Origin of the sequence: Pseudoalteromonas sp. A601 (assembly GCF_002165575.1) — a bacterium.
In the GTDB taxonomy this organism is placed as follows: Bacteria; Pseudomonadota; Gammaproteobacteria; order Enterobacterales; family Alteromonadaceae; genus Pseudoalteromonas.
In genome coordinates this window covers 164,489-184,886 of sequence record NZ_MXQF01000009.1, presented here as the reverse complement: position 1 = coordinate 184,886, position 20,398 = coordinate 164,489, and the positions used below count along the sequence as shown (strand labels likewise).

Below are 20,398 nucleotides of genomic sequence, written 5' to 3'. Positions count from 1 at the left end.
TTTTTATTACTTCTTATATTGTTCCAGAGTTTAAATTTACTGAGTTGTTATGCATCCACGTTACGCAGCTATTTTTGGTATAGAAAACCTCGAACTAAACCAGCACTTTCGCAGTGATACTGCTCAATATGATAGCGCGGATATTCATCTAGAACCGTCAGCCGAAAAAAAGCCTATTATAGAGTCGCAAAGTCACATACTTGAACTTAATGCTGTGTTGTTAGCCGATCTAAACCGAGCCGTTGCGCCACATACAATTAATCATGTGATTCAAGCTGATGCTATAAGCTGGCATAACGACACGTTGAGCTTACCCTCAGCGCAACTTAAACCTGAGCATAAACGCGCACTGTGGGCGCTGATGAGTAAAACACGTGATAACCTTTAAAACTGTTACTGAGTCTTCAATTGACGCATTAATGGGCATTGAAAATGCCTGTCACAGTCATCCGTGGACAGTTAACACAATGCAATCTTGTTTGGCAGGACGGTATTTTAATCTGGCTGCATTTAACGATGAGCAAATGGTGGGGTTTTATATTGGTGAAAAAGCAGGCCCTGACTTTACGTTAATGGATATTTGCGTTGCGCCAGATTTTCAGGGGCAAGGTATCGCAAAGCAGCTACTCGCTCAGTTTATTGCTTTTGGTGAACAACATAATGCAGAAAACCTCTTTTTAGAAGTACGTGAAACCAACGTACGTGCAATTAAGCTGTATGAGCTTGCTGGCTTTAGCGAAATGTCAGTGCGCAAGAATTACTACCCCAGTGACTGCCCTAATAAAAACGGCTTTGAAGACGCCATTTTGATGGGCATGACTTTATTATTTGGGTAATGGCTCTTGGCTTTGGGTGTATTTTATTGCTTCAATCAAACTCAAGGCTAAGTAATCTCGACGGTTTTTATCGTTTGTTCGGCCGCGTAAATTATCTTCAAGCGCCCCAGCTGCTTGATGAATATTGGTAAAACCAAAGCATCCTGCACTGCCTTTTAAATTGTGTGCCAGTGCTCTTAACTCTTCCCATTCGCCGGTATGGTATAACTCATTAACTTGCGCTAAGTGTTCAGGTAACTTGGAGCGATAGTTTTCATTTATTTGCTGGAATTTTTCACTATTAAGTAATGTATCCCATTTGTTTTGGCTGTCTTTTTCTATATGAAGATATCTCACTAAAACGTTTTCAAGGGCATCTTTATCAATGGGTTTAGCTAAAGCCTCGTTACACCCTGCATTAAGGTATGTGTCTACATCATGTTTCATAACATTGGCAGTAAGTGCAATGATAGGGCCATCGTAGGCAGCATGGCGAAGCATTTGTGTTGCCTCTAAGCCACCCATAACCGGCATTTGCATGTCCATGATAATGACCTGATAATCGTTCACTAAAGCCATTTCTACCGCTTCAGCCCCGTTATTGGCAATATCAGGTTCAAGGCCCCATGTTTGGAGTAGTAACGTAATTAGTACTTGGTTATCAGGGTTATCTTCAGCAACTAAGATATTGGCATCAAAACTATTGGCTGCAAATGAAAGTTGCTCGTCTTTTACTGGGGTTAACTGACTTAACTCGGTAAGCATCAGAGTGGGTTCATTGTTCTCAGTCTCTAAATTAGAGGCTATTTTTACCCTAAAGCAGCTACCTTCACCGGGGGCACTTTTTACGTATACATCACCGCCAAGTAATTGCGCTAGGTTTTTTGAAATACATAGCCCCAGCCCAGTACCGCCAAAACGTCGAGTGGTTGTTGTATCGGCTTGTTCAAATGGTTTGAAGACTCGTTCAATTTCGTGCTCAGACATGCCAATGCCGCTATCTTGGATAGCAAACTCCATGAGCTGCGATTCAGTATCAAAGGTTATATCTAACGAGAGTAAACCTCGCTCAGTAAATTTAACGGCATTACTGGCAATATTAATGAGAATTTGTTTTAACCGAGTCGCATCTGAGTTGATTATTTTTGGTAACGGTAAATGAAAGTTAATATCGCATTTTAGATTTTTTTCTTGTGATAAAGGGCGAATGATCGAATCAATATCATGCACTAGTTGTACTATATCAAGAGGTTCCTTTTCAATGGCTAACTTTTCGGCTTCAATTTTTGATAAATCTAAAATATTATTAATAAGTTCTAATAAGTGCTTGGAGTTACGCAAAATAGTGGTTAAGTGTAGCTCATCACTCGCTGCTTTTTTATTGTGTATTAACTGCTCGGTAAAGCCCATGATAGCAGTGAGCGGAGTGCGAATTTCATGGCTCATATTCGCTAAAAAGCGGCTTTTTAACTGATTTGCTTGCTCTGCTTGGGCAATAGCTGACTCTAGCTGGCTATTCATGGTTTCGAGAGCTTTTGTCCGACTTTCTACTTTATCTTCAAGGTGATGCTTATATTCCTCTAATTCATCTTGGTAGTGCCGTATTTGGTTCACCATGTGATTAAAGTCATTAAATAAAACGCCAACTTCATCATTATTATGGGCAGGTAAATATACCGATAAATCACCATCGCCAACGCGATGACTTGCAGCACCTAAAAGTTCAATTGGGTTCAATAATAAGTTACGCACAACAATAAAAATCAGCATCGGCAGGGTGATCACAGAAATGATAACTATCAGGGCGGTAATTAAACTTATTGCTTTACCTGATTGATATAACAAGGCTTTAGGAATAGTTGAAACATAATAATAGCCGCCGCTCATTTGAATGGCGTAAATCATCCGTTCAATCTTGTCTATGCTGGATAGCTCAATGGTTGAAAGTTTGCCTAAATCAGCCAAGTTGTGAATTTGTTTGAGCTCATATTCACTAATGTATTGGCCTCGTTTATCGTAATCTGAACTAAATAAAATCTTTCCGTCTTCGGTTAGTAGCAGGTTCAGCGTATTGTTATAGGGTGATTCTAAAATACTGGTGTTTAAAATTGATGGCTCAACATGCAATATAATAAAGCCAAGCTGCTGCGGGCGCTTTAAATAATAATCAGCGCTATAAATTCGTTGTATAAAGTAAAGGCTGGTGGTGCCGTCACTTTTTTGCACCATGAATTGTTGCTGACGTAAATTACTTTGCAATACGCGAGAAAAGAAAGGGTATTGAGTAGGCGCCGTGTTTAAGTTACTCGAGTAGTAAGCATTGCTTCTGCCGCTTGGAGAGACTAAGTTGACACTAATAATATCTGGGTAAGCTTCGGAGTAACTGGCAAATACATCCATTAAAGCACCAAGTCGACGAGTATAATTTCCACTATCACGAAGATCGTCTGCTAAAAAATCACTTAATACCGGCGAGGTGGATAAAAGCTTGGTAGTAGAGTGAAATGAGTCAATGTAATTAAATACTTTTTGTTGTTGTTGCTCTACAAAGCGACTAACAATTAATTCAGCTTGTTTTTGTGTAGAGCTTGTTACATTGGTAAGCGTAAAACCACCTAAAAATAATAGCGGTAAAATCACTAAAGGAGTGATATACCATAATAATCTGATACTTAGCTTACTAGTTTTCATTTTGTAGGCAGGATCCTTTGCAATCTATTCATAATTATTATGGTTATTTGCAAATTCGAGTTAATGAATTTTTTACTATAATACACATAGAGACCACTAGAAGTCACTTTTGTCACTTGTTAGTTTTAACCGTTAACGAAAACTAACGCAAATAACTTCCTGCTTGAAGGTTTTAGATATAGAGGCTGTTAATGGAGGTTATCGGTACTAGGGGAAGGCAGTACCGATACTAATCTATAATAGGATTGGTTAGTCGATTAGGCTTACATGGTACTGATAGGTGTTAGCACCAACAGAAAAACTGCCTTTACCACCCCAATTATTATCTACTGCAAAACTTGCCGTAAAAGGTGACTGATAGCTACCAATCAAATAAGGTACTCGCAAAGCATATTTACACCACGTTTCAGCGTTCTTATAAAATAGAAGCCGAGTTAATAGGTGCGCTTAACTTTCCGCCTTTACCGCGACACTTACTGATATACAAAATTCGCAAACGCTTTTTTATGGATTTATTAATAAGGGAGCCTTTATCACTTTAAATAAGCCACTTAAACACCTGTAATCCACGCTATAACTCCAATTAAAGCAACAGTAAATCCTCTTTTTATATTTTACGTAAAGTCTAAGTAACCGATTGAATCAAAATAGGAACTCGGCTATGGTTAATGCATCAATAAAAATAAATTAAAAACGAGTTAATCCGCAGGCTCATTATGTGAAAAGGAGTTTTTAAGAATGGCACTTTTTTCGATTTCACTAGGAGCCGCTTTCTTTTTAATATCTATCGCCTGGTTTGGGGTTTTATCTTTGTCTTCCCAAGTAGAAAGTTCAGGGTTTGGTTTTATTTTTGGTGTGTTTCCAGCGTTACTTGGTATTTTGCTTATAGTTCCTAGTTCACTGTATAGGGCTCTTTTTGTATTTACACAGAAACCAAAACAAACTATAAAAGATAAAGTCATTTTAATAACGGGGCTGTTAATCACATTCCTTTATAGTGGTGCCATTATTAAATTAATTTTCACATAACACATATGAGCCTTAACTCTGCCTATAGGCACTAGTATTCTTTTTGACCGTTTCATTCAGTGGCGGTCAAATTTAAATCAATCAGTAAATGTATCCCTCTAAAGCGCAGCGCCTCTCAACCTCTTTGTGAATAATTCACTTAATTTTTTGCACAAAGAGAAGCAAATGAGGACGAACTTGAAAGCTAATATTCATAAGAAACACCTTGACTTAAACTAACCACACTTTTATTTGCTCGTTGCTCTCGCTATAGCAGCTTTTTAATTATTCGGGTATGATCTGCGCAACTTTGATTATCAGTTGCTATTTATGAACACGTTAAGTGCCAAAGAAAATATTCAAGCTATTGTGAAGACGATTAAAGCGGAAGAAGCAAGGCTTCGCCAAAAACACCCGCTGTTAGTCCATCAAAATACCTTAGGAATGGCGATTCTTTTACTTTCTCTCGCAGCGTTAATTGGCGTTGGTACGCTTTATTACTTTGCTATTATTCCCGGTTGGTTGTGTATTATTTTAGCGGCCATTGCTGCGTCAATTTCCCATGAATTAGAACACGATCTTATTCATAAACAATATTTTAGTAATCAGCTTTTTTTACATAACTTTATGATGCTCACCGTGTGGTTGATGCGACCAAACACTATTAGCCCATGGTATCGCCGCAAGATGCATTTACATCATCATAAAACCTCGGGCACCGAACAAGACCTTGAAGAGCGTTTAGTCGGCAACGGCATTAAAAATCCTTTTTTACGCGCATTAGTGATTGTTGATGGCTTGCTTGGTTTACTCATTAACACAAAGCGTTTTAGTAAAGAAATTAAAGGCTTTAGCTTTTTTAAAGTATTTAATGCCGGGTTCCCAGTAACTACTGCATATTTTGCAGTTTTATACTCCGTTATTATTTTTCACTTAGTTAATCTATTTGTACCACTTGAAGCAAACTCACCGGTTTTACTATTAGATGTGATGACGGTGTTTGAGTTTTTAATGGTGGTGTTAATTGTGCCCAATATTGTGCGCTCAAGCTCGCTAAATTTTGTGACTTCATCAATGCATTACTACGGTGGCGTGAACAATATGCTGGAGCAAACCCATGTAATAACCAGCCGCTTATTTGCGCCGTTTAATTTATTTTGCTTTAACTTTGGCCATACCCATACAATTCATCACTTTGTGCCGAACCAGCCATTTTATTTGCGCCAGATGATCAGTAAAAAAGCACTTGAGGTAATGAAAAAGCACGGAGTTCGCTTTAATGATTTTGCTAGTATCAAACAGGCAAACCGCTATCAAGCTTCTTAATACCTATGTAATAATTATTAATTGACCTCAAGTTTGGTTAAGGTTTTAAGGTCGTTATCTAACTTAATATTTAGGTAGCGACTATGAACCTTAATCAAATCACTTTACCTGTCTGTGATATCGAAAAAGCCAATCACTTTTATCTTACTTTAGGCTTTACACAAATTGTTAAAAGTCCTCACTATTCACGTTTCGAATGTGCAAATAAAGCTACGTTTTCATTGCTACTTACAGATGATGAGTTTACTAATGGTGCCGTTATATATTTTGAAAGCGATGATTTAAAACGGTGGGTTGAATCACTAAAAGCCAAAGGTATTGAATTTGATACTGAGATTATTGAACAGCGCTATTTATGGCATGAAGCTAAACTAACAGACCCATCAGGAAATCAAATTAAGTTGTATTGGGCGGGAGATAACCGCTTAAACCCGCCATGGCGAGTAAATATAAACTTTGATGTTTAGGGTCTGTTGACCTTTGCGGATTTAACCTTGAAAGATAAACAGACCCTAATGACCTAAATAAACAACCATTACGTATAGCAATATTTTGGGTGAATTATGCAATTTAATAGTGGTGATACATCAAGAATTATTGAAATGGCATGGGAAGACCGTACTCCTTTTGAGGCCATTGAACACCTTTATGGTTTAAACTACTCTCAGCTAGTTAATTTTATGCGAAATAATGTATCTGTAGGCTCATTTAAAGTTTGGCGCAAACGCCATGTTGGTCGAGTAACTAAGCATCTTAAATTACGTGATCCCGCCGTTGGGCGAAGTCACTGTAAGACGCAATATAAAAATCGTTAATCCGGCCTAATTTATTCGTTGCAAAAACTCAGTATTACTGTGTTTTTGGCAATTTTTAACGTAGAGTTTTAAACATTAAAAAATAAATTATTTTAAGGATTATTATGCAGATCACCGGGTGTTGTCATTGTGGAGAAGTCACTTACACGGCAGAGGTAGATGAAACTAAAGTTATAAACTGTCATTGTACAGATTGCCAAGTCATGGCTAGTGCGCCTTTTCGTACGGTAGTGATGTCGAAGCCTAACGGAGTAACTTTTACCGCAGCTGCACCTAAAGAATATATAAAAACTGCACAGAGCGGCAATAAACGTGCACAGGGTTTTTGTGGCAACTGTGGTACGTCGTTATATGCAACTTCAGTAGGTGAAGGGGATAAAGTGTATGGCCTACGTATGGGCGCAGTTGAGCAGCGTGAACAGCTAATTCCTAATGCGCAAATATGGTGTCGTTCGAGTCCCTCTTGGTTGAAAGAGCTAAATGCAATTAAGGGTTTTGAAACAGTCCCACCAAATAAATAATTGAAAGAAAACTAGTCGTTTCGCTGTCTACTTAAAAGAGATATTTTGGGAGGCAGCTAATGTGTAGTTCAGTAAAATCAAACCGGGCGGTTAAGAAGTCACAATTTACATTCGATAATGAGTTGAGCGCAGAACAACGTTTACGTTTTGCTGCTAAAGCAAATTTAGCGCAAGCACGCCTTGAGGAAAGAGAAGAGGCTAGAAAGAGGTGGGCTGCTAAGCAACATGTTCAGCAACCCAAAAAGCAGACTTTACTAAGTTGGCTTAAGCACCTTCTTTTAAAGTAATATTGCGACCACCTAGATAGCCGAATAGCGCACAACCTAAACTTGCTATGGCACATAACCACAAAGTAGATGCCCAGCTATTAAAGTAAGCATGCAATGCACCTGCTAGCATTGGCCCTGTTGCTGCAATTAAATAACCAATACATTGTGCCATGGCTGAAAGCGATGCTGCTTGACGGCTGTTATGTGTGCGTAAGCTCACAAACGACAAACCTAAAATAAAACAGGCACCTGAGCAAAAGCCTAAGGTAATTGACCAAAACAAAGCTAACTCAGGCATAAATAGCAAACCAAATGAACACAGTGCGCCAATTAGGGCAAGTGAGCTGGTTAAAACTCGTTGGTCTTTTAATCTCGCTAATAACGGGATCAATACAATGCCAGGGATTGCTGAGGCCGCCTGAAATGCCCCTTGCATAGCGCCTGCTTTAACGGGCGATACGCCACCTTCAATTAAAATACTGGGTAGCCATGCGACCATAATATAAGTGAAAAATGAATTAAGCCCCAATAGCAGAGTAATTTGCCATGCGAGAGATTGTTTCCATACATTAGCTTGTGCGGGAGGTGGGGTTAACTCTTTCACTGGCATTGTGTGGTATTTAAGTTGTGGCAACCAAAGAGTAATACTGAGTAAAGTAAATAAACCATAACTTGCAAGTGCTAGCTGCCAGCCCAAATTATGCCACTCACTGAGTGGTAGTACGATAGCAGAGTAAGCACCGCCAAAAATAGCCATCGCCAATACATAGGCAGAGGTCATCACAGCGATTTTATGCGGGAAGTCGCGCTTTATTAAGCTCGGAAGTAGGACGTTACCAATAGCGATACCCACACCAATAACAGCGGTGCCTAAATACAACAAAGGCACGCTGGTGATGGGTCGAGAAGCCAGCCCCGCACCAATAAGTATTAGGGCAATAAAAAGGGCGACTTCAAGCCCGAGCTTTTTAGCAAGTAAATTAGCCAGCGGTGAAGCTAATGCAAAAGCTATTAAAGGTAAGGTAGTCAACATTCCAGCCTGAGAAGGAGACAAGCTAAAAGAGGCAATAATCTCCTCGAGTACAGGAGCGATACCAGTCACTGGTGCACGTAAATTAATAGCAATAAAGAAAACGCCGAGAATGAGAATAATAGAAGAAAAAGCAGTCCGCTTAGTTGGGGGAGAATACAAAACTAAATCACCAAATTGATGGAAAGTGATTTAATTATACCCGAAGGGTAATAGCGTTGATATTAAATTGACTACTCATTAGCCTTTAATTTTTAATAACTTATTCTTAACAATTTAAATAAAAACTAGCGCCTTTAAAAATAATTAACCCCACTTTTTCAAGTCATCCGTTTATAGCCTTATTGATGGATAATAAGGTGACTTTATGAATAACAAGATTAGTAATACCCAGCAGATTAACTTACCTTTGACTATGCTGAGTCTCGCGGTAATAATGAGTTTAACAGGCTGCGAACAGCGCTCAAAAAACGCTGTTGAGAAGCAAGAAAACCAAGTAAATAGCGCGGCGCAAGCTATATTAAGCGATGAACAAAAATCAGTGCAAAAAGTGCAAAAAAGGCAGAAGCAAAATGTTATAAGCTATGCAGCAATGCCGCAAGGGATGATGCATGCAAGTGTTGCTATGCAGCGCCCAGTTTTGCCACCGAATCCAGTTGATGATGTCATATTTGTGTCAGAGCAAGATCGTGAAAACTATTTAAAATCCCAGCAGAATCCTGTTAAGCAAACAGCCACTGAGCCTGTATCGACTTTCTCGATTGATGTTGACACTGGCAGTTACAGTAATACCCGTAGGATGTTGAATATGGGTAAGCTACCGCCAAGCGATGCCCTGCGCGAAGAAGCCTTTATAAACTATTTTGATTATGACTACAGTGCGCCCGAGACTATTAACTCACCCTTTAAGGTGCATACTGAGGTGGCAACGGCGCCTTGGAATGAGCATCGGCAATTAGTAAAAATTGGCATTAAAGGATTTGAAATTGAAAAAGCAGATTTAAAAGCGGCGAATTTAGTGCTTTTACTGGATGTATCTGGCTCTATGAATGCGCCAAATAAACTCCCTTTATTAAAAACCAGCTTGACCATGTTAACTAAACAATTAGATGAAAATGATTCCGTTGCTATTGTTGTGTATTCTGGTGCCGCTGGCGTGGTGTTACCAGCAACTAAAGGCAATGATCAACACGTTATCAGTGCTGCGTTAGATAAACTGGCTGCGGGCGGTTCAACAAATGGCGAGCAAGGCATTGAGCTGGCTTATCAAATAGCACAGCAAAACTTTAAAAAAGGTGGTATCAATCGGGTGATTTTAGCCACTGACGGCGATTTTAATGTTGGGATGCAATCGGTTGATAAACTCAAAGAGTTGGTGGCAGCAAAACGTAAAACGGGCGTTGCTTTGACCACGCTTGGTTTTGGCCAAGGTAATTATAATGATGGCTTAATGGAGCAAATCGCTAATATTGGCAACGGTCAACATGCCTATATTGATAACATTAACGAAGCACGTAAAGTGCTGGTTGATGAGCTTAGTAGTAGCATGCAAATTATTGCCAAAGATGTAAAAATTCAGGTGGAGTTTAACCCTCAGCAGGTCGCAGAATATCGTTTAATTGGGTATCAAAACCGCATGCTTGCCAGTGAAGACTTTAATAATGATAAGGTTGATGCCGCAGAGCTTGGTGCGGGCCACACAGTGACGGCGCTGTATGAGATTACGCTAGCAAACTCCGAGCATAAACAAATCGATGAGCTGCGTTATCAATCTAATCAAGATAAAAAACCGCTTGCCAGCAATGAACTTGCCTTTGTAAAAGTGCGCTACAAACAGCCTGACACAGAGCAAAGTGAGTTGCTTACTCAAGCAATTAGTAGCGATAAAATACAGCCGTTATCGCAGGCCAGTTCTGACTTTAAATTTGCCGCTGCAGTTGCTGGGTTTGCGCAGTTATTAAAAGGTGCAAAATATACGAGGGACTGGCAGTATGAAGATTGCGCTAAATTGGCAACCGCTAACAAAGGCATAGACACATTTAGTTATCGCAGTGAGTTTGTGCAACTCGTTAATAATGCTGCGGCATTGTGATTTAAGTGGCGGAACGGTGATTTAAGTAAAGGACATTATGACAGAGCTAGTTGATGAGCAATTAATGTTGAGTTACGGACAAGGCGATGTAAAGGCTTTTACCCAGCTGTACCTGCGCCATAAAAATAGCTTATATCGTTATTTTTTACGCCAATGCGCTAACCCGCAAGTGGCTGAAGAGCTTTATCAAGAAGTATGGAATAAGCTAATAAAAGCGCGCTCGCAGTATCAAGTGAGCGCCAAATTTACTACCTGGTTGTATCGTATTGCGCATAATGAATTGATTGATTATTACCGCCGCACTGGTACGCAAAGTAAATGGTTAGACGCCGATAATCAAGATCTTGAAACTGCCGAATTTGCTGATCATAACAGTAAATCAGATACTGAAAAACTTGATCAGGCCCAGCAAGCTAAGCAGCTAAAGGAGTGTTTAGCGCAATTACCTCGTGAGCAAAAAGAAGCATTTTTACTCAAACACGAAGCTGACTTTACCCTCAAAGAAATTGCCGAATTAGTGGTAGAAACAACTGAAAATATCAAAAGCCGCATCCGTTACGCTGTAGCCAAGCTAAAGCATTGTATCAAGTATAAATTGGAGACTAGCAATGAGCGATAAGTTAACCCGTCATGATATTGCTTCACTTTATAAACGGGCTGCAACGGAGCAGCCAAGTTCACAACTTGATGAGCAAATACTAAAACGCGCAGCAGATGACGTTACAGCTAATAAAGTAACTCCAATCAATAAACCTAAGCGCTTTTATCAAACCTGGCATGGGCAATTATCGACTGCGGCATCACTGGTATTAGTCGCCGTTTTATATGTGCAAAATACCGAACAGTATCATCAACCTTCAGAGCTTATAAATAAACCACAAATTTTAAATGATCAACAGTCTCAAGTTGCACCTGAGGCGGTATTTGAAGTGATGGAAACACAAGCGAGCGAGCACGCTGAGGTTAAGTTAAAACACACACTAAAGCGTAGTGCATCGCAGATGGCTGCACCTCAATTAAAGCTGCAAAGTATGGATACTGACAGTGAGTTTTTAAAACTTGCAGCGATCACCAAAAGCGTTGCTAATGATTTTAAAGTTATTGATCAACTTATGATTGAGGGTAAAACAAAAGTAGCAAAAGCACAGCTAAAAATGCTTTTAACAGAGCACCCTGAATTAAAAGCGCATTTAACTGATGAATATAAAAAGTTGCAGCAGGATAGTGGAGATTAGGAAGAGTAATTTAAACCAATTTAGATTTTTATTATTTATCATAATATTAGAATTGCTATTTCATTTTTATGAACAATCAATATAATTATTTATACAATATTGATGTATTGCAATCTTAGGAATAGGAAACTATGGAAAGATTATCACTGACAGTATCAAGCTTGGCACATTATTACAGTAACAAAGATCGGTTTATCAAACACAAAGGAGTTTTAAAAGAGACTAAAAATGTAAAAATAAATTATGATTTACTCGATGATAAAAGTCAGTCATCAACCATCATTCGTTTATTACTCATCATAGGTTTTTTAGGGTTATGCAATTTATTTTACAGTTTTTACTAGTTGCTTCGATTGTTTTACTGTTAATAACACTTAAAGGTTATAAGGTTAAGCGATTATTTAGAGTGCCTCTGTATTGTATTTATCTAGGGGGTAACTTTCATAATAAAAAACCAATTTTGTTAAAGAAAAACGAAATGGTAGGCGCGCCTGATGCTATATTTTTTAATCCACTGAAGCTTAGAATCGTTATTGGTGAATTAAAAAGTCATTATTACCGAGGCCATGTAACCGTGTACGAAGAGGCGCAAGTAACCCTGTATATGGGAATGTGCGCAAAGTGGTATTTATTAAACCCAGTATGTGTTTTGCATTACAGTGATGATAGCACTGTAGGTATAAAATATAATCCAGTGCTGTTTGCTGAGATATTTAAGCAGCGCTATGATTGCTTAGAAATACTTCGGTCTTAGGTTTTCGTATCGCTTCTAGCCTTAAAGCGTGGTCGTTTTTTACTGTAGTTACCAATTAAAGCTGGCTGAGATCATTATATTTCTAGGATCCCCAGGGAAGTAACGGTCGCCAGTAAAGCTGGTGTAATCAGCGCGCTCGGCATAAGCGGCATCAAATAGATTATTAATGCGAGCCGTTAACTTAAGTTGCTCCGTGATTTGCCAAGCGCCACGTAAGTTAATTAAATTATGACCTGCGTAGCTGTGTAGGTTTTCAGGGTCGGTAAAATAGTCACTAACGTGATGCCATTCTAAAGCAACAAGCGTGTTGTTAGTTATCTGCCAGTTTGCCTGTAAATTTGCCACGTTACGCGGTGCGGTGTCTATCTCGTTACTGTTAATATTTATACCTGACAAGGTTTGGTCATAGCTATAAGTATGCTTGGCATGGCTTGCTGCAAGGGCAAGCTGTAATGTATTCGTTAGCTGATAATCAAGCTCAAGCTCAATACCACGGTGTTGCGTTTGCCCGTCATTGACTGTAAAAAAGTCGCTGTCACGAAAGATGACGTTTTCTTTGTTCATCGCGTATGCTGAGAACACATAGTGTAGTTGTTGGTATTGACCTTTAAAGCCAAATTCTAAATTATCGGCAGTTTCAGATTCTAGATCTGCCACTTGCTGATCGCGTTGCAATTGATATAACTCGGCTGCTTGCGGTGCACGGTAACCTTTGGATAAGTTTGCGTATAGGTAATTATTGGCCGTTAATTGATAACTAAGACCAAGCTTTGGTGAAGTGTTGGTAAAGGTATTTTCGCTACTTGGTGGGCGCGAGTAGCGACAGCCGCCAAACCCACATTCATTGCCTTTCTCGTCAGTGCGACCTGCCAACATATTGTTGGTATAGTCGTAATTGAGTCGTTCAAATCGGCCGCCAAGGCTGATACTAAGCGCTTGCCATTGCCAATCAAGGCTTATAAATGGCGCGAGTAGGGTGCTGGTAACATCGTAGTCGTAATGCTTACCTTGCGGCACTGTGGCGATTAAAAAGTCAGAACCTTGTGTTGGCTGGTCTTGGTATTGCAAAAAGTCAGCACGGGTGTATTCGCTGTCTAGACCTAGATTTAAGGTAAAAGTGTTTGAGTAAGCATGTTGCCAAAGAGATTGTATACCAACACCACTTTGGCTGTTTTCTTCAAGTGGTGTGCCGGGTAAAAAGTGTTTAAAAAAGGTCATACTTTGGTTGCGAACATAGGGCGTTATAGTCAGCATATCTTGCTCGGTTTGCCACTGGGCTTTAGACCATAACCTAAATGAACTCGCCTCTCTAAAGGCATCGGGGTCAAAGTTTTGTTGGGCTATTTCATCATCTTTATAGCTTTCAAAGCCTTCGATAAACCCTGCGGTTTTTTGATCAAGGTTGGTATAGCTTAGCCCTGTTGTAATTGAGAGTTCGTCGTTGGTATAACGATGACGTAGGTTTAGTTTTTCTTGGTCGACGCTTTCATCATCACGATAACCCGTATCATGAGTGACACTGGCATTAATACCAATTCCTTGATTGTCCAAGTCTTTCCCGCTGCGCAATTTAAATCGGCTATAGCCGTACGAGCCTAAATCAAGACCGAGCAAGTGCTCATCATAGGTGGTATCTGGGGTGATAGCATTAATAACCCCATGTACGGCATTTGAGCCATAAAGTGCAGAGCCTGGGCCTTTTAACACTTCAACGCGTTGTGCCATTTCTGCATGCGCTTCAAATAGCTCGTTGATATTACAAAAACCTGCAGCGCGCAGTGGTATACCATCTTCTGCGGTTAAAATACCGCCGCACGCACCCGCGCCCGAAAGTACTGGAGATCGCAGTGCGGGTAAATATTCTTGGCCATTACCGTGTTGAACATTGGCTCCCGCAATTTTCTTTAAAACTTGTTCAATATGGGTTGGGGCGATTAAATCCAGCTGGGCTTGGGTAATACTGCTGATCACTAAAGGGAGTGGATCTGCACTTACTTCAGCCCGCGAGGCTGTGGTGGTTATGCGTTCAATATTGTTTTTCTCGCTAGCAATACTTATAGGTGAGGCAAGTAAGGCAGTGGTGACAATAAATAAACGCATTGTTTTCCTTATAAATTTAGTTGTTAACTCAAATCTAAAATAACAACTAAAGTAGTAACTAGCAATTACGATAAGATGAATGTATCAGTAATTTTGCTTTGCTTGATAAATTCCTCATCGTGGCTGACTAATATAAAGCTGCCAGAAAAATGCGCTAAATTTTGTGCCAATAATTGCTTGTTATTGAGGTCTAAGTGATTATCGGGTTCGTCCAGTAGTAATAAGTATTGCCCTGCATTATGCCCGGCAATAAGCATGGCTAATTGCATTTTTTCTCCGCCGCTTAATCGTTGTACTTCACGGTGAATATTGTCGCCTTTAAAGCTAATAGCAGCTAATGAGTATCGTATTTGCTGTGAGTCAAGTTCAGGGCAGTAATGTTCAACGGCTTCTTTTAGGCTATGATTCGTTGCTAGCAGCGAGCAGTGCTGGTCAATATAAAGCACCTTGCTGTTAAGTTGAATTGCCGTTGCTGTAGGTGATTTTGTAGATTCGCTTATCATTCCCAGTAGCGTTGATTTCCCCGAGCCATTTGGTCCTGCAATATGTAATTTATCGCCACTGTTAATTTGTAAAGTCACAGGGTTTTTACTACAACCACAAGGTAGGCCAAGTTTATCAATAAACAGTAAGCGTTTATTGCTGGTGGATTGGCTGAACTTTAACTTTCGTTCAATACTGTCTGGTAGCTGCTGTTTTAGCAGTTGTTGTTTTTTGGCTAACGCATCAAGCTTTGCTGAAGCTGAACGCTCATTTGCGCCTTTACTTGCTTGCGCACTGTTTTTGTTAAAATCTAGCATGACTTTAGGTTGGCTGGCACTGCGGCGGTGCTTATTGCCTTGTGCAGCGCGTTGTTGAGCCTTTTCATGGTTAACTTGAGTTTGCTGTTGATGTTTTTTTTGCTCTTTTGCTAAGTGATTTATTTGTTTCGTAAGCGCGGTTTGTTGCAGTAATTTTTGCTGGCAAAAATGCTGATAGTTACCAGTTTCGTAATGAATGCCAAGGCTGTTCAGCTCAATGATAGCACTGCAATGATTCAGCAATTGACGATCATGGCTAACAATAACGACTAGCCCTTTAAACGCATGTAATTGTTTTATTAACCATTGTTTTGCTGTTTGGTCTAAATGGTTGCTTGGCTCATCTAAAACCAGTAAGTCAGGCTGTGCTTGTAGGGCACAATAAAGTGTTAAACACCGTTGTTGGCCTGGGCTCAAATGACTTGTTGGAGTAGTCAGTGGTGCTTCAATACCCAAGGTTAACAGCTGTTGTTGATAGTTTTGCTCACATAGCCAATCGTCGCCTACCAGAGCAAAATCAGCCTCAGCAATACTCCCTAAGGTTATACGTGCAATGGCCGCCAACTTTTGATCGATTCCTAACAATTGGGCAATGGTATTTGAAGAGCCTTGCAAGTTGCGATCACTTAACTGCTGTTGCGTCACCACTAACCGCTTGCCGCTAAACTCAACATGTCCCGTACTAGGTTGTTGTTGGTTTGCTAATATACTCACCAATATTGATTTTCCGCTGCCATTAGCGCCGATAATCGCGGTGAGCTTTTCGTGAATTGAAAAGTTAAGATGTTTAAATTGTACATAACCATCAGGGTGCTGATAGCTTAAATTATGAACGTGTAAAGTATGCATAATGCCTCTGGAGTCAGCAGGGCATGGCGCGCAAAAGTAGTAAATTAGGTAATCTGATAGCTAGAACTATGACGAATTTTGCGCTCACTAACCCTGTAAATTCAAATAAATAAAACGAATTTCAGCAGGTGTTAGTTATTCATTAATGCGCAAACTCCATTAGGTAAGTGCTGCTATTTTAAACGAACCTCAAAGTGTTTGTCACTTACTTTTTATTTAGCCATTTGTCCATGGCGATATCATATGCTTGGGTTATTTTAGTTTTAGGGCAATCTTTACTGCCCGTGATGTAACTATCGGGCAAATCATTTTGAGGCATTGAGCCACCGCCAATAAATACCTTTTTAAAGCATTTACCACCAATACGATACGTGGTGAATTGCATGTTTTGTTGCTCAATCTTTAAAATAGGTTGCCCAGGCTTCACGTGATCTTCAGGAACGCTGATTCTGTCGGGAGCTTTTGGGTTTAATGATGTCAAATGTGATGATGAGTACGAATCTTGATACTGCATTTTGATGTTTTTTAAACCTTTATTGAGGTCTATTTTTTTGAACTCTTTAGCAGTATTTATTGTTTTTTGTTTGGGAGCGGTAGCCTTAATTTTTACTTTATTTTTTAAAGGTTTTTTATTTGCTGGTATTGAGGCTGCAATAGCCGGACTGCTTTGTTTTGTTACTGTGTTTTTAGTCAGTTTGGAAGCAGGTTCTACTTGATTGGGCTGGCTTACTACATAGACTTTCATTGCTGTTTTTTGGGCATTAGGCACAGTGACTGTTTTACGGTTTATTAATACCGTGAAGATGATCACATGGATAATCACTGAAATTATCAGAGGCCAACACCATTTTGCCACAATGAACGTTCCTTATAAGATGATTTTATATGACCCTAAAATCACTGAAAAGTGCCAAGTAACTTAATATGTGAGTGTTCACTATTTCCATTATGCTTACATTCTTTACATTTGAGTTAATTTTTTATTCAGCTTAACTCGCTAAGCTTAAAAGAAAGTAAAACACAGAGATTAAAATTATGAAAAGAACAATAGTATTTTGCGTGATGGTATTAGGGTTGGTATTGCTACCTCTTGAAAGTAAAGCAAGTAATAAACATGACAGAGACAAATATGAACACAAGTACGACAAGAAGCATCAATTTATAAAGCATAAAAAAGCGAAAAAAAATGATAAGTCTACTGATGTCTTTTATAAGTTACCTTCGGGATTATATAAGAAAGTTACGTATTCTCATCACTCTCCAGCGGCAAAGCCGAAGAAGTATCGTAAAGGTGATAAGTTAAACAAGGAAATGTACCGCCGTGGCAGGGTGTTAAAGCTCGATAAACGCAATGGTGTTGTGGTGCTTGAAATAGACAGACGAATCTATCACCTAATGCACGATAGCCGTAAAATACTCGCAATAATAATGCGTTAATACTTTCAGTCAAAAGATTTCATTGCTGATTCATCTGTAGTTGCTATGCTAAAAGCGTTTGTTTTTAATTTATAAAACTACAAGGATTGATGTGTGTTCATATTATTAGCTGGCATTACGGTTATATTGTTTATCGCGAGTATTTTACCGCTTTCATATAGTCAACACTTTGCTGTGAGAGGCGCAGACTTTATTCGGTTACAGGTATTTTTCGGGGCTGTCATTAGCCTTGTGTGCGCTTGTATTACTGCAATAATTTATAAAGAAATGCCAACTACTTTTTTTATTGTCGTCGGGGTAAGCTCGCTCGTTATAGTGATGCAAGGGTGGTGGATTTTCCCATATACTTGGCTTGCTAACAAAGAAGTTAAAAGTAGTGACGAGGACGTAGCTCATAGTGTGCGAATAATGAGTGCCAATGTTTTGATGTCTAACCACAATAGTGAAGATTTAATAGCTTTGGTTAAACAGCATAAACCTGACTTACTCGTTACCTTAGAAAGTGATAGCTGGTGGCAAGAGCAATTAGCTGAGCTGCACGATGATTACCCTTATCGAATTGCATGCCCAAAAGACAATCGCTATGGCATGCATATTTTTAGTAAATATAAGATCATTCAACATAAAGTGTGTGAATTAGTGTCGCCAGATATTCCGTCGATTCATATTCTCTTTGAAAATGCAGATGGCCTAATCATACAAGGTCACTTTATTCACCCTGAGCCGCCAAGTCCCACGGAAAAGGAAACGTCTCGCACGCGTGATAGTGAACTAATTATGGTGGCTAAAGCTGTTAAAGAGCCCATGAGACCAGTGATTGTTGCAGGTGATTTAAATGATGTTGCATGGTCGCGCACGACTCAATTATTTATGAAACTTAGTGGCTTTTTAGATCCGCGCAAAGGAAGGGGCTTTTTTAATACTTTTCATGCCGATTACTTCTTTATGCGTTGGCCACTGGATCATTTGTTTCACAGTACTGGCTTTACCGTAAAGCGTATTAAGCGCTTAGCTAAATATGGATCAGATCATTTTGCGCTATTAACCGAGTTGGTGTATCAAAATGCTGATCAAGAGTCGCAGTTAGATAAAGATGAAAATACATTAGAGGTTGCTGAAAAGCTAAAAATGGAGGAAGTAGATAAACATCAAGTGCCTACCTTCAAAAATAAAAAGGGCCAATAAAGGCCCTTAGATTTTTAAAAGGTTTCTAGAATAAATATAAAATTAGCTGTTGATCATAATTGTTTTGATATTCACAAATTCACGAATACCAAAGCCACCGTGCTCACGGCCGTAGCCACTGTCTTTTACACCACCAAAAGGTAAGTTTGGTTGCGCTAAGCCATACCCATTGATATTTATCATGCCTGTATCAAAGTGTTTTTTGGCAAGCTCTATGGCTTTCTTTTCATCTTTTGAAAAAATGCCGCCACCTAAGCCATAGCGAGAGTCATTCGCTATGCGCATCGCATCTTCATTGTCTTTTGCTTTTATCAATGAAGCCACCGGGCCAAATAATTCATCATCATAAGCAGGCATGCCTGGTGATAAGTTTTCAAGCAGTGTCGCAGGATAATAAAAACCAGTTTTATCTGGGATTTCGCCACCAAGGACTATGTTAGCGCCAGCACTAACAGACTCTTGAACTTGCTGATGTATTTTGTCTCTTAAATCTTCTCGAGCCATTGGGCCTAGGTCAGTGCTTTCATCCATTGGATCGCCAAGTTGTAAGCCTTTAAACTGCTCAGCAATGCCAGCTTTAAAGTCATCATATAGCGAGTCGACCACAACAAAACGTTTTGCCGATACACACGTTTGACCGTTATTAATCATACGACCTTGCACACATGTTTCAATCGCAAGTTCTAAATCTGCATCATCGAGTACTAAGTAAGCATCATTACTACCTAGTTCAAGTACTGTTTTTTTCACATGCTTACCTGCTGCTTCAGCAACTTTTTTACCTGTGCCATCGCTACCTGTAAATGTTACACCGCGAATTGCCTTATGGCTGATAAGCTCGCTAGCGGTTTTACCGTCAATAAGTAAGTTTTTAAACACATGACTTGGGAAGCCAGCTTCAATAAACATTGCTTCTATTTTTTCAGCCATACCAAATACATTGCCGGCATGTTTGAGTACAGCAGTGTTGCCTGCCATTACATTGGTCACGGCATAACGAATAACTTGATAAAGCGGGAAATTCCAAGGTTGAATACCCAGTAATACACCCGTAGGCTGATAACTAATGAGTGCCCGACCATTTTGCATTGGACGCTCTTCATCAGCGAGTTGTGTCTGCCCATGTTCGGCACTGTAACGGCATATTGCTGCACACAACTCTACTTCTTGCAGACCTTGCTCATACAGTTTGCCCATCTCTTGGGTCATTAAAGTGGCAAGGGATTTTTTTTGTTGTTCAAAAACATGAGCAAGTTGGTTTAAGTGTTTTGCTCGCTCAGTTAATGAAACGTGGCGCCACTGTAAAAAAGCCTCATGGCTTTTATCTATCTCATTTTTTGCCTGTTCTAAGTCAAGCAAGGTATAGTCTTCGATAGCTTGCTCTGTCGCAGGGTTGATTGTCGTTACTGTGCTTGTCATCTTTATCTCCTTACAAATAATAATAAGTAAGGAGTTTGCAAGGCTAACACCA

21 protein-coding genes are annotated in these 20,398 nt (G+C 39.6%); 15 read left to right on the top strand and 6 right to left on the bottom strand.

The features are described 5' to 3' along the window. The first annotated feature begins 49 nt into the window (after positions 1 to 49). On the top strand, positions 50 to 388 hold the full coding sequence (locus B5G52_RS09725) for a hypothetical protein (protein WP_087532465.1): 339 nt from the start codon (positions 50 to 52) through the stop codon (positions 386 to 388). Beyond that, the gene (gene rimI, locus B5G52_RS09720; RefSeq protein ID WP_176372534.1) at positions 375 to 836 is read left to right on the top strand and encodes a ribosomal protein S18-alanine N-acetyltransferase; all 462 of its coding nucleotides are present in this window, start codon (positions 375 to 377) and stop codon (positions 834 to 836) included. Before B5G52_RS09725 ends, rimI begins: the two co-directional genes overlap by 14 nt. Here the strand turns inward: rimI and B5G52_RS09715 are convergent. After that, the gene (locus B5G52_RS09715; RefSeq protein ID WP_087532464.1) at positions 825 to 3,506 is read right to left on the bottom strand and encodes a hybrid sensor histidine kinase/response regulator; all 2,682 of its coding nucleotides are present in this window, start codon (positions 3,504 to 3,506) and stop codon (positions 825 to 827) included. The genes rimI and B5G52_RS09715 overlap by 12 nt on opposite strands. Before the next feature lie 738 nt (positions 3,507 to 4,244). Here B5G52_RS09715 and B5G52_RS09700 point away from each other — a divergent pair. The 6 genes from B5G52_RS09700 to B5G52_RS09675 all read left to right on the top strand — a co-directional run bounded on the left by B5G52_RS09700 (position 4,245) and on the right by B5G52_RS09675 (position 7,463). Next, the gene (locus B5G52_RS09700) at positions 4,245 to 4,535 is read left to right on the top strand and encodes a hypothetical protein (RefSeq protein ID WP_087532463.1); all 291 of its coding nucleotides are present in this window, start codon (positions 4,245 to 4,247) and stop codon (positions 4,533 to 4,535) included. A 309-nt stretch (positions 4,536 to 4,844) separates the two neighbouring features. Further along, positions 4,845 to 5,840 carry a fatty acid desaturase gene (locus B5G52_RS09695; protein ID WP_087532462.1) on the top strand — a complete coding sequence of 332 codons (996 nt, stop codon included), beginning with the start codon at positions 4,845 to 4,847 and terminating at the stop codon, positions 5,838 to 5,840. An 83-nt stretch (positions 5,841 to 5,923) separates the two neighbouring features. After that, the gene (locus B5G52_RS09690) at positions 5,924 to 6,307 is read left to right on the top strand and encodes a VOC family protein (RefSeq protein WP_087532461.1); all 384 of its coding nucleotides are present in this window, start codon (positions 5,924 to 5,926) and stop codon (positions 6,305 to 6,307) included. Between the two features lie 96 nt (positions 6,308 to 6,403). Beyond that, positions 6,404 to 6,655, top strand: a complete 252-nt coding sequence (locus B5G52_RS09685) for a TIGR03643 family protein (RefSeq protein ID WP_087532460.1) — start codon at positions 6,404 to 6,406, stop codon at positions 6,653 to 6,655. A gap of 104 nt (positions 6,656 to 6,759) precedes the next feature. After that, entirely contained in the window at positions 6,760 to 7,176 is a 417-nt protein-coding gene (locus B5G52_RS09680; RefSeq protein WP_087532459.1) for a GFA family protein, read from the top strand. 59 nt (positions 7,177 to 7,235) lie between these two features. Continuing rightward, positions 7,236 to 7,463, top strand: coding sequence for a hypothetical protein (locus B5G52_RS09675; RefSeq protein ID WP_087532458.1), 228 nt, complete (start codon positions 7,236 to 7,238; stop codon positions 7,461 to 7,463). Here the strand turns inward: B5G52_RS09675 and B5G52_RS09670 are convergent. Beyond that, a complete protein-coding gene (locus tag B5G52_RS09670) occupies positions 7,441 to 8,637 on the bottom strand; it encodes an MFS transporter (protein ID WP_087532457.1) in 1,197 nt (398 codons plus the stop codon). The two genes, B5G52_RS09675 and B5G52_RS09670, sit on opposite strands and share 23 nt — an antisense overlap. A gap of 205 nt (positions 8,638 to 8,842) precedes the next feature. Between B5G52_RS09670 and B5G52_RS09665 the strand changes: the two genes are divergently transcribed. The 5 genes from B5G52_RS09665 to B5G52_RS09645 all read left to right on the top strand — a co-directional run bounded on the left by B5G52_RS09665 (position 8,843) and on the right by B5G52_RS09645 (position 12,556). Beyond that, positions 8,843 to 10,567, top strand: coding sequence for a VWA domain-containing protein (locus tag B5G52_RS09665; protein WP_254911182.1), 1,725 nt, complete (start codon positions 8,843 to 8,845; stop codon positions 10,565 to 10,567). 37 nt (positions 10,568 to 10,604) lie between these two features. Beyond that, on the top strand, positions 10,605 to 11,186 hold the full coding sequence (locus tag B5G52_RS09660; RefSeq protein ID WP_087532456.1) for a sigma-70 family RNA polymerase sigma factor: 582 nt from the start codon (positions 10,605 to 10,607) through the stop codon (positions 11,184 to 11,186). Beyond that, positions 11,176 to 11,802 carry a hypothetical protein gene (locus tag B5G52_RS09655; RefSeq protein WP_087532455.1) on the top strand — a complete coding sequence of 209 codons (627 nt, stop codon included), beginning with the start codon at positions 11,176 to 11,178 and terminating at the stop codon, positions 11,800 to 11,802. The genes B5G52_RS09660 and B5G52_RS09655 overlap by 11 nt, the downstream gene beginning before the upstream one ends. Positions 11,803 to 11,933: 131 nt before the next feature. Next, a complete protein-coding gene (locus B5G52_RS22060) occupies positions 11,934 to 12,146 on the top strand; it encodes a hypothetical protein (RefSeq protein WP_087532454.1) in 213 nt (70 codons plus the stop codon). Beyond that, positions 12,119 to 12,556 (top strand): hypothetical protein, encoded by a 438-nt coding sequence (locus tag B5G52_RS09645; protein WP_087532453.1) that lies wholly within the window; start codon positions 12,119 to 12,121, stop codon positions 12,554 to 12,556. The genes B5G52_RS22060 and B5G52_RS09645 overlap by 28 nt, the downstream gene beginning before the upstream one ends. A gap of 48 nt (positions 12,557 to 12,604) precedes the next feature. Here the strand turns inward: B5G52_RS09645 and B5G52_RS09640 are convergent, their stop codons facing one another. The 3 genes from B5G52_RS09640 to B5G52_RS09630 all read right to left on the bottom strand — a co-directional run bounded on the left by B5G52_RS09640 (position 12,605) and on the right by B5G52_RS09630 (position 17,161). Further along, positions 12,605 to 14,656: a TonB-dependent receptor gene (locus B5G52_RS09640; protein ID WP_087532452.1), complete on the bottom strand. Its 2,052-nt coding sequence runs from the start codon at positions 14,654 to 14,656 to the stop codon at positions 12,605 to 12,607. 65 nt (positions 14,657 to 14,721) lie between these two features. After that, positions 14,722 to 16,305, bottom strand: a complete 1,584-nt coding sequence (locus B5G52_RS09635) for an ATP-binding cassette domain-containing protein (protein ID WP_087532451.1) — start codon at positions 16,303 to 16,305, stop codon at positions 14,722 to 14,724. Between the two features lie 205 nt (positions 16,306 to 16,510). Continuing rightward, positions 16,511 to 17,161, bottom strand: a complete 651-nt coding sequence (locus tag B5G52_RS09630) for a hypothetical protein (protein WP_087532450.1) — start codon at positions 17,159 to 17,161, stop codon at positions 16,511 to 16,513. A 179-nt stretch (positions 17,162 to 17,340) separates the two neighbouring features. Here B5G52_RS09630 and B5G52_RS09625 point away from each other — a divergent pair, with 179 nt between their 5' ends. Together B5G52_RS09625 and B5G52_RS09620 are read left to right on the top strand one after the other, a co-directional pair. Continuing rightward, positions 17,341 to 17,742 (top strand): hypothetical protein, encoded by a 402-nt coding sequence (locus tag B5G52_RS09625; RefSeq protein WP_087532449.1) that lies wholly within the window; start codon positions 17,341 to 17,343, stop codon positions 17,740 to 17,742. A gap of 93 nt (positions 17,743 to 17,835) precedes the next feature. Further along, positions 17,836 to 18,927, top strand: coding sequence for an endonuclease/exonuclease/phosphatase family protein (locus B5G52_RS09620; protein ID WP_087532448.1), 1,092 nt, complete (start codon positions 17,836 to 17,838; stop codon positions 18,925 to 18,927). A gap of 42 nt (positions 18,928 to 18,969) precedes the next feature. On the opposite strand, the gene B5G52_RS09615 is transcribed toward B5G52_RS09620, so the two are convergent. Next, on the bottom strand, positions 18,970 to 20,346 hold the full coding sequence (locus B5G52_RS09615; protein ID WP_087532447.1) for an NAD-dependent succinate-semialdehyde dehydrogenase: 1,377 nt from the start codon (positions 20,344 to 20,346) through the stop codon (positions 18,970 to 18,972). Between the last annotated feature and the right edge of the window lie 52 nt (positions 20,347 to 20,398).